Genomic DNA, 13,958 nt, shown 5'->3' with positions numbered 1-13,958 from the left:
CCGTTGACGACGGTGCGGGACACGCCGAGGGCGGTGCGGGTGAACGCGTGGCTGGTGGTGACGGCGCCTTGGGGTGTGTCCGTTTTTTCGGTTGACCTGCGGTCCGCCAACTAGCTCCGGACTTAGTTGGCGGATTCCGCGCGGCGGCGCGGCCTGATAGAGAGGGGAGTGACGGCCGAGACGGGGTGATCACGGTGAGCTGGCCACGATCCGATCCACGCCAGGTTCATGGCCGCCCGGCGCGCTGGCCGTGGACCCGGTGGCTCGTCGTCGTGATCGGTGTCGTCGTCATCGGCGTAGGCGTCGGCGGCGCCATCGCTCCGTGGCGTCAGACCGAGGAGTTCCGGGCAGCCGTGCAGTGCAATCACGAGGATGGCGGCTGTGTGGGTCGGGAACCGGCGACGGTGGTCGGCCGACGGACGTACACCACCACCGCGACCGACGTCGACGGCCACTTCACGACCACGACCACGCGTCACTGGGAGGTCACCTGGCAGCGGGCCGGGAACGAACCGCAGCCCCACGACGTGACGGAGGAGTTCTACGAGCACGTCATGCCGGACCAGTCGATCACCCTGCGTACCTGGCGCGGCGAGGTCGTCGGGCTTGAGGTGCCCGGCTCGTCGGACTGGTTCGTACCGGCGGTGTCGGGGCTGCTGGTGCCGTGGCTGCTGCTCGTCCATGCTGGCCTCGGCGTGTCCCTGTGGGGTCTGATCATTGGCGGCTGGAGCGGCTTGTTCATGCTCGCGTTCCGCGCGTTCTGCTGGATGCTCCTCGCCGTTGCGCCGGCCTGTCTGCTGGCTGACGTCTTGGCCTACGGACTCCAGTTCGACGGCGAGTTCTACGCCCTGACCGGCTTCGCGGTGCTGGCTGCGGTCGTCGGCGGCTGGATGCTCTCGGGCTCGCTCGACGAGTTCTGAGTCATCGCGGCAACAATCTTCGGGTACACGCGGAAATGGAACGGCGCTCCAGCGCCGAGAAGATCAACAGCGACGCAACATCCGTTGAGTTCCTCGGCGACGTCGGCGGGTCGGCACTGCCCGTGGGGCTGTGACCTGTCCCTGGCCGGGGTGATGGCGGGCTACTCCCACCGGTACGGCACCTCGTCGTTCATCTGCACCGCATGCCGGGATGCCGGTGGCCCGGACGCGGGGGAGTGGATCACGATCAACCCGGACCTGCCGCACCAGCTGCGCCCGGATCAGGTCGACGGATTGAAGATCTCGCTCGTGGTCGTCCCGCCGGATTCCCCGGCCGGAGCGGGGCAGATCCAGCTGGTCCACCAGGGCGAGGTCTACGGCTACATCGCGCTCGCGCTGTGCGGGACGTGCAGGCGCGCGGTCGTGCAGTACCTCGAGGTCGCCGAGGCCCGCCGGCGCCGCGGTGTGGGCCGAGTGCTCGTCGCGGCGGCCCGCGCCCGCTGCGAGGGCTACCTGGTCACCACCGCCCCGCTCGGGACGGATCCGGCGTGCACGCGGTTCTGGGCCCAGGTCGGGCTGCTCGGCCCGCCGCGGCCACGGCCGTGCCGCTGCCAGGTCGACGCCGGGATCACCGGTGAAGGATGGGAGACCGAGGCCCATCTCGCGAACCTCGGCCGCCCCATCGAACGCGATCCGATCAGCCCCCGCGCGATCCGGCGCCTGTTCGGCGGCCCACCGACGTCGTGAAATGCTCCCTCGCGCCTGGGTGGGCCAGGCGGGTGCCGTGCCGGTGGCAGTCGGCGGCGATCACGCCGCGGTCATTGTCGGCGTTGTACGCCAACACAATCCGGTCCTTGGTGACCCGCAGGAGTCGTTTGTAGACGGTGGGCCAGTCCGGGATGCCTGGCCGTACGGGGCGTCGGGTCGCCAATCCTGTTGTCAGGCGACTCCTGACGATGTAAGGTCACGCCTGACGCCGTCAGGAAGTGCCTGACGGAGAAGGGAGTGATCGGATGTCGCCTGCTGCAACGGAGTCTGTGATCGCGGCGTGCTCGTTCTGCCTGAAGCGGAACACCGAGGTGGGGACGCTCGTGGCCGGACCTGGGGTGTTTATCTGTGATGAGTGCGTGGCCCTCTGCTCGGCGGTGATCGAGGGGAAGCCTGCGGAGAGCGGACCGCACCTTGCGCCGTGGGACCAGGCGACGAGCGCCGACGCGGTGCTGGCGAGTCTGCCGCGCATCGCGGCTGCGGGAGCGCAGACCGAGCGGAACCTCGCTCAATGGGTACTCAAGGCACGTGCGCTGGGAGTGACCTGGGCGCGCATCGGTGAGGCGATGGGAATGACCCGGCAGTCCGCGTGGGAGCGCTTCTCCGGCGAGGAGTAAAGCTGGCCATGACGGAAATGGTCAGCCACTCATTGATGGCCGCGACGAGGACGGTCACCTCGTCCGTCAGATCTCCACGTGCCACGAACCAAGATCATCTCAACCCGAGACCACTTTGCGCACATCGTCTAGCCGGCCGCCGGGTTCCGGCGCCGGTATGCGGTAGTCGCGCCCATCCCGGTGGCGACGAAGCGGTCCTGGCCCAGCTCGGCTGCGAACCGGGCGAGGCGGGGGAGCGGGCCGGCGTCGTCGGCGTGGACGAGCAGGCCGGGCTCGTGGTGCCACTGCGCGTCGCCGTCATGGAGGATCCGCACCGAGCACAACCGGGCTAGCCGCGCCCGGACGCCGGGGACGGCGTCGACGAGCCGACGGCGGGTCTCCACAGCCGGATACACCAGGGCGTTGGTGTCGTAGCCACGGCGCAGGCCGAGCGGGATCGTGATCTCCGGCAGCGGCGCCGGTGGCCGGCGGCGCCAGCCGGTCGCCGCGACGAGCCTTCTTAGAGGGACTTTCCTTCACGATTCGTCAGGCCGCTGTCTGGCTCCAGGACCACGCCGTGCGCAACGCGGCGATCAAGGCTTCGTCGTCGGCGAACGTCGGCTCCTCCTCGCCGACCGGTAGCCAGACCTCGCCGACGACCCGCTCGGCGCACTGGCGGACCACCGCGATGCCGGGATAGGTGAGTGTCGACGGGTACCCGGCGACGTCGTCGACCGCCACCGTCCGGGGCTCCCAGCGCAGCTGGACCACACGATCAGTCCCCAAAACCCCGGCCTTCCGTCGGCTGTCCCAGGTATGTCGCATCGCGGACCGTGCATGTAACAGCCACGTCGAACGGGTTCCGCGAGGGAAGCCGCAGTAGCGGCTGCGACCGGCACAAGGCTGAGGACGTCGTACAGACCACGTGGCTCGCGTTGTTCAGCCAGATGGACCGGATCCGGGATACCCGGGCGCTGGCGGGATGGCTGATCACGACCGCCCGCCGGAACGCGGCACAGGCCGCCCACACTGAGGCACGAGTGGCGCCGTTGTCGGACGCGCTGGCCGAGAACATGGAGAGCATCGAGCCCGCGCCGGAAGAAGAGGCGCTGCGCAGTGACGACGATCAGCGGCTGTGGCGGGCCTTCGCCCGGCTCTCGCACCGGAACCAGGACCTGTTGCGGCGCCTGGTGATCAACCGGGAATCACACCAGACGGTGACGCGGGAACTGGGCATGTCCGTCGGGTCGGTCGGCCCCAGCCGCGCGCGGGCACTGAACAAGCTGCGGGAACTGGTCAAGGAGCAGGACGTCGCCTACCCGGTCGACGCCGCCCTGGTGGACCGGCTGCGCACGGCCGGGTTCTCCGGCCGCGAATTCGATCTCTTCGCCGAGCAGGTCATCGACCACACCCGGCCGATCGTCAGCGCCTGGATCCACTCCGGCCGCATCATCCAGGAAGCCACCCGCGCCGGCCGCCGCATGCTCCGCGTGCCCGAGGACCTCACCCCGGCCGACGTCGAACGCCTCGTGCACGACACCGTCACCGCGGCCTGGACCGACTTCGTCACCGCGCTCAAGGACGGCCGCTGGACACCGGACACCTCGCTCAACGACCACTACCTCGACCTGTGCGTCCGCGCCTTCCCGCCGATCTACCACGCCTTCCGGAAATACCAGAGGAGGAGTACGCGGCGGCGAAGGGGGTCGAATCCGGCGCCTACACGGATCTGTTTCATGAGCTTTTTGGTACGGTGTTGACGCTTTCGGTGCTGCCGTTGTGATGGGGCGATGTCCACAATGGACCGTTCGATTTCGAGACCGCCCGGCCGGCCGCAAACACGCCCTCGGCCTCTGGATCGCCGACAGTGAAGCCGCGAAGTTCCGGGTCAAGTCGTGACCGACCTGCGCAACCGGGGCCTGCGGGACACTCTGCAGTAACAGACGCGCTCCGCAGCACAGGGAACGTTGCCGCACTTCCTCTCCGTGCGTTTGAACGGACTTGTCTCCCCTTACGAAGACCGCTCGCTCATGATCGCACTGTTCACGGGTACTGCAGGGCTGGCACCCAACTTTCTCGCCGACCTGGAACCGGGCCTCGGGGCTGCATCGCTTCTCATTGCCCCGTTATTATCGTGCCATTTATACACGCGATGCGACAAGGGGCTCGTCGTTCGGCAGCAGCTGTCAGAGCGGTCGACTAATTCTCATCGTATGACCATCCTTCCTGATCGTGGACGGTTGATGGTCACCAAAGCCAGCAGGGCACTGGTGGCGAGCGCGCCGATGACGACGTTCCGGCTGATCAGCCCGACGTTGCCGCCGGGCACCTGGTCGGTCGTTCTGCCCATCGCGAGTATGCTCTGTCAGCAGAACGACGTAGGTGGCGAGCGCGACCCAACCGGATACCTGCGGATTCGCGTCGCGGACAATATAGATCAGTGCGGCGATGGTAATCCGGCCGGCGATCACCGCGACGACCGCGACGTCGGCTGACCACAGCCCGCCGAGCACGGCTGCGAAGACGGACAGCCTGTTGTCGGGGTCGAACGCGGAGGTTGCCAGCGATTGCCGGCCGGGTGGTTTGGTCTGAAATCATGACACGACAACGAGAACGCCGATGGCGCCGGGAATCAGGAAGCGCAGACGCGAGTCGTTGCGCAGAAAGGCGATCAGTGCCAGGACGAACCAGATCGGCAGCGCCGCGCCGGAACTGAGGCAACCCAGCGCCGCGGCGACACCCGCAGCCCAGCTCAGGCCGCGATGTGCGCAAGCGATCGCGAGCACGCAGAAGAACACTGCGGGGATCCAGCTGATCCCGTTGGTGCCCTGCAACCACAGTTCCGCCGCGTGGGAGCTGAACAGTACCCTGCCGACCAGTGCTATTTTTAGGTAGGCTGAGCACGCGTTCGGTCAGTTCCCTGGCGCGCCGATGAGGGCGTGCTTGGAGCGCGCGTATTTTGCCCCGCGGTGAGGCTTTTGTTGCGTGATGATGCCGTGGTGCGGACAGGTGCGACGTTTCGCATCTCTGGTGATCGCGGTAAGTAGTGACGCTGGTGAAGGCCACCGCGCGGCCGAGAACCTTAAGGTGCTTGATCAATCAAGGAGTAGCCCAGCGAAGATGTGCAACCAATGAAATACCGAACCGGCAGTCCGTTTATGTGCAACGGTTTAGGATTAGGTTCATAAGGCGCCAACGGAAGCATTCTTCTTCCACATCGTATTGCTGGGATTCGAGCCAGGACCTATAATCGGATGAGATGGTAGCCAGGATGCCTGCCACGTCCCCGTTCTCGGCCATCGCGAGCAGTTCTTGGATTCCCGACGCGATGCGCTGCCCGAGGTTCTCGTCGGCGCTGGACGCGGCCCGTGCGTAGAAGGCGGGGCCGTGCGGCGAGCTCCGGACGAGGAGAGGCGGCCTGTCCTCGGGGAATCTGGCCACCGCGTGCCAGGGACATTCCACAGTCACCACCCCGGAGCACCACTGCATGAAGCTCAGTGGGTCGGAGTGCTCCACTTCCCAGCCCCAGTCCGCGACACATCCACAGGTGTGCGCCATCGGGGTCCAGCTGATCGCGTCGTTCAGGTCTCCGAGGTTCAGAGGGCTCACGGTTACGACCGTCTGACTGTTCGTCCCGCGCACTGCTGCGAAGAACATGTCGGCCACTCGGTCGCCTGCCTCACGGGCCTTGGTCAGCCACTCGAGCGCCTGCGCGGTGTCACCGTGCTTGTGAAGGTAGATCGCGTAGCGGCCCATGGCCAGCGGATGTCCTTCCGACGCGGCCCTCTTGAACCATGTGCCCGCTTCGCTGCTTTCCTCCAGTTCATCCAGCGTCAGACCTACGTAGAGCATGGCCTCGGCCTCGCCCGCCTCCGCGGCCGGCCGGAGCCAGGTCAGGGCGAGTTCGTGCTCGCCTTCATGCCAGACCAAGGTGCCGAGGACCAGCATCGCGTCCTGGCGTCCCAGGTTCGCGGCGCGCTGAAGCCAGGTCTTCGCTTCGTCGGAGCGCTCCTGCGACAGGTAGATCTCGCCGAGGCATAACGCCGCGCTCGCATACGTGGTCGTGAGACCTACGCGGAACCTTCCGATCGCGGCGTCGGTTGCCCCGATCGGCATCGCCATGTGGTGGAGATCAGCGCCCGCGAACGCACGGCCCGCCTCGGCTGCCTCGTGCAGACATTCACAGGCTGCGTCTAGATCTCCTTGATCGCGCAACATGCAGCCGAGGAAGAGCTTGCCCGCGCCGTCGTCCTCGGCTTCCGATGCGGCTTCGTACCAGTGCCGCGCCATCTGATAGTCGCCGTCGTCCTCCAACATCCGACCGAGACCGACCATGGCGCCCGGCACGCCGGCCTCCGCGCCCCGACGGATCCAGGTGTTCGCCTCGCCGGTGCGGCCGAGCTGCTGTAACGCGGCTGCGAGGGGCGCCATCGCTTCGTTGTCGCCGGCCTCGACCGCACGGTGGTACCAGGTGGCTGCGCCCTCGTCGTCGCCGTCGTCGTGGCGCGCCAACCCCAGGGCACGCATGGCGGAGGTGTCTCCAGCCTCCGCGAGACGGCTCCACGCGACTTCCGCGTGATCGGGATAGCCGCAAGCACTAGCGAACATCCCAATCGCCATGGACGCCTCGTGATCCGCATGCGTCGCCAAGACGCCCCAGAGCTTGTCCGGGGACTGTCTACGCTCGCCGTAGCGCCGCGCCGCTCGGTGCGTGAGGATATCGGATGCCTGGTAGCCATCGAGTTCTCCGACGCGGCGTGCCATCGGGATGAGTGGGGCGACGTCCCCGCGGACCGGACGCAGCGCCCATTGGAGCGCCGAGTCGAACCAGTCGGCCGTTGCCGTGGCCCGCTGCGCGCTGGTCAGATACTCCGCGGCCAGCGACCGCAGAAGACCAGGCGGGACGGCCGCAGGGTGACCGCACAGTCGCGCCTCGACGGCAGCGGTGATGACGGCCGCGCCCACCGGGTCGCTGGGCTGCTCCCAGCGGCGGATCAACTCAGGCGCGCATGCCAGGCACGATGGAATCGCCGCGTCCGCCGAGCGTTCGATCGCCTCGCGGACGCGGGGATCTTGTTCGCCAACTGTTGCCGCCCGCCGGTATTCAGGCTCTGTGAAGGCGGAGGCGAGATCGAACCTGATGGCAAGGCGGAGGATCGCGGCGGCGTCGGCGTTCAGATCCAGCGCATGCTCCGTGACGGGCGGGACGCAATAACGGTCAAAATCTGCAGGCCACATAGTCCCGATGACAAGAAGAGGACCGCTCTGCTCCGCGAGAATCTTCCGGATGGCTCGCAGACTCAGCGCGCCGGAATCCAGATAGCGGGTTAGCTCGTCGAGCCAGATGACCGAGCGGTCCAGCGGGATTCCAGAGAGCAGCAACTCGTCGAGGTCGCCCGCCGTCGGCGGGATGATCATGCGCCAGCCGGAAAGTTTGGCGCGCACAGCCTCATACACCGATCGAGTCTTGCCCGATGCCGACGGCCCTACCACGACGATGAAGCCGCTTCGGCGCGCCGCGTCGCCAACTGCCTCATGGAGTTCGGCGTCCATGTCGCGACGCACGTACTCAGGCAGCTGCGCCGACAGCGACTCAGGGAGTCCTGATGGGAGCGGTAGCGCGGCATGGATACCCAGAAGAGCCCGGTCGACCGGGGAATCGACGATGGGCCACCGTTCCGCCTCGGTGATGAACCACTCGATGAAGTCGCCTCCGGATTGAGCGCCTCGATCGGCTGTGCCCGTCACGGGATCGATCGAGCCGAGCCGAGACCGTACCCATTCCTCATGAGTCCGCTTCATCGCCTCAAGCCGTGAGACCGTCCAGGTGGCGGGATGCGAATCGATGAGCTGATGGTGATAGTTGCAGAGGAGAATCAGGTTCTCGTACTGATTGCGTTCGCGGGATGTGAGCAGGGAAGTCCCACGAGGTCCGTTGGCACTGTCGCCCACAATATGGGCTATCTCGCCCAAGGACGCCACGGGTTCGCTGTCTGTCTGCTTCGCCGTGAGCGCCTTCTTGCAGCGGGGGAAAGCGCACACGTCGCCAGAGCGTTGGAACAGCTTGCGCTGTTCCGATACAGGAACCGCCATTTGACCCCCTGAGAAGCGTCCAGCTAGTGCGGCTAATGCGGTTTCGTCTTCGGCCCACTGCTTATATCACCGAGACCGCGCCGCTAGACACTTTACGTGAGTGGCAGCGCAAACGGTCACAGCCCGCTTCGTCGTCAGCGATGGGGGGTTCGGCTTTCTCCGACCGGGAGCCAGAGTTTGTCGACGGCGTGCCTGCGCTCGCGGTGGGCGACCGCGATACCGGGATAGGGCACGATCTCCGCTGGGTCGCACGGACCATCGGCGACCACTGTCCGGGATTCCCAGCGCAGCTGAACGTGCCGTTCATTCCGCATTCGGCGCCGCCCCCTCTAGCCGGTTAGCCGAGCCGGCGGGCGATCGTGGCCAGCCGGTACTTGACCCACTCGCGCTGCGCCGTCTCCGGGCCACCGCCGTGATCATGGTCGGCCCAATGGTCGCAGGAGCGGTCGACCGACTTGAACCTGAAGAATCGGGGATTCTGTTTGAAGCTGCGGTTCTCGCACGAGATCAACTCGACGTCGCAGCCAGGCTCTGGACATAACAAGGGGAGAGCGGGGCCTCTGTCGAACGACCGCCCAGTCTTCGGGATCGCCGACCCACAACGGCGCCGACCGTGGCTGATGCCGGAGTTGAGTATGTCGCTTGCGCTGCGTATGTCGACATGGATCCATGTACCCGTTATCCCACGACCCACCGACAGAAACGCGGCGGTCACGATCGTCGTCGTCGGCGGGTGGGCGCCGTGCTGAGCCGGCTCGACTGGAAGCTCCGGGAAGTTGCACCCGCCGTGCGGGACGCGATTGCGCCCGGGCCGGATCGGGTCGGATGAGATCTAGTTCGACACTTCGGTCCAGGTCGACATGTCGCGCAGTGTCGATGCGGCGACGAGGGCGGGGCGAGGAGTGCCGTCGAAGGGTTGGTAGTCGGTGGTGTCGTCGGGCAGGACGTACCAGCGGCCGCCGCCGAGGGAGAGTTTGTCGGCGGCTTCGTGCACGGTCGCGCCGGTCAGGTCGGGTTTGTCCACCGTGCCTCCCAGGCCACTCTTACGGCCTAGTGTGTTATCAAGTTGAGTCAACCATGCCAGTCGCTGCGGACGGTTTACTGGTTGGGGTGGTGTCGGGTTCACTACCTGGTGTTATGTCAGCCACTGCTGGTGCAGTGCGCATATTCGAGTGTGCAGTATTCGGCTACGAGCGGCTGCGTTCTGGAACGCACGTTCAGGTGATTCGGTCGAAGATCGTCGGGACCATCGCACTGAGTTTGGCAGGCTCGCGCTTCGGGGATTGAGTTCATGGCTGGCGTAGCAGTAGGCCGTCCTGCGCGCGGCCGTCCGCCGCCATCATCGTCGCGAGGCTGCCCTGGTGGCGGATGACGGAGGCGAACGCGTGCATCGTGAGACGGTCGAGATCGGCGCACGTGGCGGGTGTGCCCGGAACCGGGCGTACAGGGCAGAGCACCGGGGGTGAATGGACCTGTTCCGAGCGAGGAGGATGATCAGCTTGTGAGTGTGAGGACATCGGGGCCGTGGGAGATCGTCGATTGTTTGTGCGCTTGGGTGCGGGATACGCCGTGGTGTGACTGGCTCGAGCTTGGAGGGTCGCTGGCGGTGGGTGGCGGGGATGAATATTCGGACGTCGATGCGGGACTCGGTGTTGGCGACGGCATCAAACTGCCTGAGGCGTGTGCGGCAGTTGTCGAGGCCGCAGGCCGTTTCGCGGCAGTGAGTGACACCTTGTTGCAGGACGTCGGTGCTTCCACGGCGGCGACGCATGTGATTGTGCAGTACGAGGACGGTAGGCAACTCAGCCTGGTGGTGCTCGCGGGGTCTGATCGACCGGGTGTGCCGCCCGGGGCTCGAGTGTTGTTCGACCGGACGGGCCGGTTGAAGGAGAAGTGGTTGCCGTCGCAGCTTGAGGCCTCGTTCGATGAGCGACGTGAATGGGCGTTCCTGTCTTGGTTGAATCTGGGAGACGCAGCCAAACATGGCAGGCGAGGTAAAATGTGGCGGGCTATACATTCGCTTGATCAGGCCAGGGACTGCGGGTGGAAGTTGCATGCGGCGGCGCGGGGGCTTGACTATCCCTCCTTCGGACTGGTTTCCGTGCAAACGGCGAAATGTCCGCCGCCGCCGGGGATCGAGGAGTCCTATCCGCGTGGGATTGAATCCGGAAGCATCAGGAGGGCCGTTTTGTCTCTTGCTCCCGTGCTCGGGCCGCTCACCGAGGGGCTGTCAGTTGGGGGAGTGAGAGCGGTGACTGAACGGAACCTGTCGGTCGGCTGGACGCATGAGTGACTCATCAATAGAGTCGTCGCCATCCTGCGTCGACAGGAATCCTGGCGCCGTTGATGTAGGACGATTCCGATGAGGCCAAGAACTTCACCGCAGACGCAATTTCGGTAGGTCTAGCGAGCCGTCGTGCGGGCACGTCACCTGTCAGGTATTCCACGGTGGCGGCGGCGTCTTTCGCTGGGAGTCCGAGCTTGCCGAAGAACCCGGTATCTGTCGGGCCTGGCGCGACGCAGTTGACCCGGACGCCGGTCTCCGTTAGTTCCGCTGCCAGCGACATGGTGAGGGATTCCACCGCGGCCTTGGTGGACGCGTAGACCGCCTGCCCGCGAGTGCCCACGGTGTCGATGGCGCTGCCAACGAGCACAATGGCTGCCGCCGGTGAGAACAGAGGGATCATGGCCTGGACCAAGAAGAAGGGGCCGCGGTAGTTCACGGCGACCTGTTCGTCGAAGTCCTGTGGCGCTACCGCTCGGGCCAGTTGTGCCTTGCTGACCCCGGCGGCGATCACGAGGCCGTCCACAGCTCCCAGCTCCTGGGACACCAGGCTGGTCAGGTCACGAATGCTTTCTAGCGAGGCCAAGTCCAGCACTGCAGGGGCCACCGTCGGTCCGAGGTGGGCAGCCGTGGCTGTGACTGTCGAGGATCTACGTCCGGTGATAACCACACGGGCACCAGTCGGGTTCGTCCACTGTGCCTCCCAGGCCACTCTTACGGCCTAGTGTGTTATCAAGTTGAGTCAACCATGCCAGTCGCTGCGGACGGTTCACTGGTCGGGTGGTGTCGGGTTTACTACCTGGTGTTATGTCAGCCACTCGGCTTGACTGCAGGGTGGTCGGCGGGTCAGGATCCTTGACAGAGTTCGTGCGTATGTTCGAGTGTTTGTCGCTGGCTTCCCCCCACGGCAGAGCGTGTGTGGTGTGGAGCTGGTGTGGCGTTCAACAATCCTGCTGTTCCGTGGCGTGAGATCCAGTGGGTCGCGTCCGGTCGTCCTCGTGTGGAGGGTGATGGGAACGATTCGTCGGCGTGGTCGCGTAAGCGGGAGGGCTATGCGGGGCCGCCGGTGGGTTGGCGGGTCCGTGAGGGGGACGACGACGGCGGCGCGGTGCTGCGGGTTCCGTACGCGGAGTTGCACGCGCATTCGAACTTCAGCTTCCTCGATGGCGCCAGCCACCCGGAGGAGCTGGTCGAGAAGGCCGCCCGCCAGGGCTTGGATGCGGTCTTCTTGACTGATCATGACGGCATGTACGGGGCGGTGAGGTTCAACGAGGCCGCCCGCGAGCTCGGGGTCCGGGTCGGGTTTCGGCGCGGAGTTGTCGCTGGATCTGGCCGCGCCGCAGAACGGGGTGGCGGATCCGGGTGGGGCGCACCTGCTGGTGCTGGCCCGCGGCCTGGAGGGCTACCGCCGCATGTGCCGGGTGATTTCGCGGCCGCAGTTGGCCGGTGGGGAGAAGGGCCGCCCGGTCTACGACGAGGACGCGCTGGTCGACGTCCTGGCGGGGCATGTGCTGGTGCTGACAGGCTGCCGCAAGGGCCGGGTCCGCCGCGCCCTGGCCGCGGACGACAAGGCCCGGGCGATGTCGGAGCTGGTGTCCCTAGTGGACCGGTACGGACGAGACAACGTGGCGGTGGAGCTGATCGACCACAGCCTGCCCCTGGATTCGACCTACAACGACACGCTGGCGTCGATGGCAGAGGCGGCGGAGGTAGTGACGGTGGCGACGGACAACGTCCACTACGCCCACCCCGGCAGGGGCCCGCTCAGTGACGCGGTCGCCGCGGTCCGCGCCCGCCAGTCGCTGGATGACATGGAGGGCTGGCTGTCGGCGGCGCACATGGCGTTCGTGCGTTCCGGTGCCGAGCAGGCCGAATTCTTCGCCCGGTATCCCGGCGCGGTTACCCGCGCTGCCCTGCTCGGCGTCGAATGCGCCTTCGACCTGAACCTCGTCGCCCCGGATCTGCCGCCGTTTCCGGTCCCGGCGGGGCATGACGAGATGTCGTTCCTGCGGGAGCTGACGTGAGCGGGGGGCGGCGAAACGCTACGGGCACCGGGACGTTTATCCGAAGGCCTACGCCCAGCTCGAGCACGAGCTGAGCGTGATCGAGAAGCTAGGGTTCCCAGGGTATTTCCTGGTGGTGTAGGACGTCGTCCGGTTCTGCCGCGACGCCAACATTTTGTGCCAGGGGAGGGGATCGGCGGCGAACTCCGCGGTTTGCTACGCGCTGGAGATCTGCCACGCCGACCCGGTGAAGTGGGGGCTGTTGTTCGAGCGGTTCCTGGCGCCGGGTCGGGACGGGGCCGCCGGACATCGACATCGAGTCCGACCGCCGCGAAGAGGCGATCCAGTACGTCTACGACAAACACGGCCGGTTCCATGCGGCGCAGGTGGCGAACGTGATCACCTACCGGGCGCCGTCGGCGATCCGGGACGCCGCCAAAGCCTTAGGTTTCAGCCCGGGCCAGCAGGACGCCTACAGCAAGATCGTCAACCGCTGGGCCGGCGTGAAGAAAACCAGTGTCGAGGCCGCGGGGGAGATCCCGCACGAGATCCTCGAACTCGCCGACGCCTTCGAAGACTTCCCCCTGCACCTGGGGATCCACTCCGGTGGCATGGTGATCTCGAAGAAACCGGTGTCGGAGGTGGTGCCGGTCGAGTGGGCCCGCATGCCCGGCCGATCGGTGCTGCAATGGGACAAAGACGACTGCGCCGCCGTCGGGCTGGTGAAGTTCGACCTGCTCGGCCTCGGCATGCTCTCCGCCCTGCACTACATGATCGACCTCATCGCCGAATACCACGGGGAGACAGTCGACATCGGCAAGCTCGACCTCGCCGCCCCGAATGTCTATGACATGCTGTGCGCTGCGGACGCGATCGGGGTGTTCCAGGTCGAGTCCCGGGCGCAGCTGGCGACGTTGCCGCGGCTGCGGCCGAGGAAGTTCTACGACCTCGTCGTCGAAGTCGCCCTGATCCGGCCGGGCCCGATCCAGGGCGGCTCCGTCCACCCCTACATCGCGCGCCGCCGAGGCGAGGAAACCTGGAAACACAAACATCCCTTGCTGGCGCGGAGTCTCGATAGGACACTCGGGGTGCCGTTGTTTCAGGAGCAGGTCATGCAGATGGCCGTCGACGTCGCCTCCTTCACTCCCGCCGAGGCGGACCTGTTGCGGCGGGCGATGGGCGCGAAACGCTCCAGCGCCAAAATGCGGAAACTCGCGAAACGGTTCTTCGACGGGGCGGCGGCGAACGGCGTCGACCGCGACACCGCCGTGTCCGTGTTCGAGCAGATCCACGC

The 13,958-nt window shown here is 66.3% G+C and carries 12 protein-coding genes and 1 pseudogene; 7 read left to right on the top strand and 6 right to left on the bottom strand.

The genetic code is table 11. The features are described from left to right. The first annotated feature begins 194 nt into the window (after window positions 1–194). From AVL48_RS23795 to AVL48_RS23785, 3 genes are all read left to right on the top strand, one after another. Window positions 195–920, top strand: a complete 726-nt coding sequence (locus AVL48_RS23795) for an MptD family putative ECF transporter S component (RefSeq protein ID WP_143105075.1) — start codon at window positions 195–197, stop codon at window positions 918–920. A gap of 84 nt (window positions 921–1,004) precedes the next feature. Further along, the gene (locus tag AVL48_RS23790) at window positions 1,005–1,667 is read left to right on the top strand and encodes a GNAT family N-acetyltransferase (RefSeq protein WP_143105074.1); all 663 of its coding nucleotides are present in this window, start codon (window positions 1,005–1,007) and stop codon (window positions 1,665–1,667) included. A gap of 266 nt (window positions 1,668–1,933) precedes the next feature. Then, the gene (locus tag AVL48_RS23785; RefSeq protein WP_177242397.1) at window positions 1,934–2,305 is read left to right on the top strand and encodes a ClpX C4-type zinc finger protein; all 372 of its coding nucleotides are present in this window, start codon (window positions 1,934–1,936) and stop codon (window positions 2,303–2,305) included. Between the two features lie 128 nt (window positions 2,306–2,433). On the opposite strand, the gene AVL48_RS23780 is transcribed toward AVL48_RS23785, so the two are convergent. Both AVL48_RS23780 and AVL48_RS23775 read right to left on the bottom strand, forming a co-directional pair. Further along, window positions 2,434–2,700 (bottom strand): hypothetical protein, encoded by a 267-nt coding sequence (locus AVL48_RS23780; protein ID WP_074975822.1) that lies wholly within the window; start codon window positions 2,698–2,700, stop codon window positions 2,434–2,436. Window positions 2,701–2,830: 130 nt separating this feature from the next. After that, window positions 2,831–3,070, bottom strand: coding sequence for a hypothetical protein (locus AVL48_RS23775; protein WP_244162680.1), 240 nt, complete (start codon window positions 3,068–3,070; stop codon window positions 2,831–2,833). 47 nt (window positions 3,071–3,117) lie between these two features. Between AVL48_RS23775 and AVL48_RS23770 the strand changes: the two genes are divergently transcribed. After that, window positions 3,118–4,044, top strand: a complete 927-nt coding sequence (locus AVL48_RS23770; protein ID WP_074038348.1) for an RNA polymerase sigma factor — start codon at window positions 3,118–3,120, stop codon at window positions 4,042–4,044. Between the two features lie 453 nt (window positions 4,045–4,497). Further along, a complete protein-coding gene (locus AVL48_RS39855) occupies window positions 4,498–4,779 on the top strand; it encodes a hypothetical protein (RefSeq protein ID WP_177242396.1) in 282 nt (93 codons plus the stop codon). 99 nt (window positions 4,780–4,878) lie between these two features. Here AVL48_RS39855 and AVL48_RS39850 read toward each other — a convergent pair whose 3' ends face one another. From AVL48_RS39850 to AVL48_RS23750, 3 genes are all read right to left on the bottom strand, one after another. Next, window positions 4,879–5,118, bottom strand: coding sequence for a hypothetical protein (locus AVL48_RS39850; RefSeq protein WP_061990224.1), 240 nt, complete (start codon window positions 5,116–5,118; stop codon window positions 4,879–4,881). A gap of 322 nt (window positions 5,119–5,440) precedes the next feature. Further along, window positions 5,441–8,377, bottom strand: a complete 2,937-nt coding sequence (locus AVL48_RS23755) for an SEL1-like repeat protein (RefSeq protein WP_061990226.1) — start codon at window positions 8,375–8,377, stop codon at window positions 5,441–5,443. Between the two features lie 832 nt (window positions 8,378–9,209). After that, window positions 9,210–9,401 (bottom strand): hypothetical protein, encoded by a 192-nt coding sequence (locus AVL48_RS23750; protein ID WP_061990228.1) that lies wholly within the window; start codon window positions 9,399–9,401, stop codon window positions 9,210–9,212. A 483-nt stretch (window positions 9,402–9,884) separates the two neighbouring features. On the opposite strand from AVL48_RS23750, the gene AVL48_RS39155 reads away from it, so the two are divergent. Further along, window positions 9,885–10,670 (top strand): hypothetical protein, encoded by a 786-nt coding sequence (locus AVL48_RS39155; RefSeq protein ID WP_143105073.1) that lies wholly within the window; start codon window positions 9,885–9,887, stop codon window positions 10,668–10,670. A gap of 4 nt (window positions 10,671–10,674) precedes the next feature. Here AVL48_RS39155 and AVL48_RS23745 read toward each other — a convergent pair whose 3' ends face one another. Beyond that, window positions 10,675–11,373: an SDR family NAD(P)-dependent oxidoreductase gene (locus tag AVL48_RS23745; RefSeq protein WP_082857755.1), complete on the bottom strand. Its 699-nt coding sequence runs from the start codon at window positions 11,371–11,373 to the stop codon at window positions 10,675–10,677. Window positions 11,374–11,595: 222 nt separating this feature from the next. Here AVL48_RS23745 and AVL48_RS23740 point away from each other — a divergent pair. Continuing rightward, window positions 11,596–13,958: pseudogene (locus AVL48_RS23740) on the top strand (error-prone DNA polymerase); the annotation flags it as partial.

The organism is Amycolatopsis regifaucium, from assembly GCF_001613935.1.
Taxonomy (GTDB): domain Bacteria; phylum Actinomycetota; class Actinomycetes; order Mycobacteriales; family Pseudonocardiaceae; genus Amycolatopsis; species Amycolatopsis regifaucium.
Note: the sequence above shows the minus strand (reverse complement) of the source record. Positions and strands in the feature narration are given on the sequence as shown.

Coding starts and splice junctions, on each gene's coding strand:
- AVL48_RS23785 (WP_177242397.1), top strand. CDS start 1,934: ATGTCGCCTGCTGCAACGGAGTCTGTGATCGCGGCGTGCTCGTTCTGC.
- AVL48_RS39855 (WP_177242396.1), top strand. CDS start 4,498: ATGACCATCCTTCCTGATCGTGGACGGTTGATGGTCACCAAAGCCAGC.
- AVL48_RS23755 (WP_061990226.1), bottom strand. CDS start 8,377: ATGGCGGTTCCTGTATCGGAACAGCGCAAGCTGTTCCAACGCTCTGGC.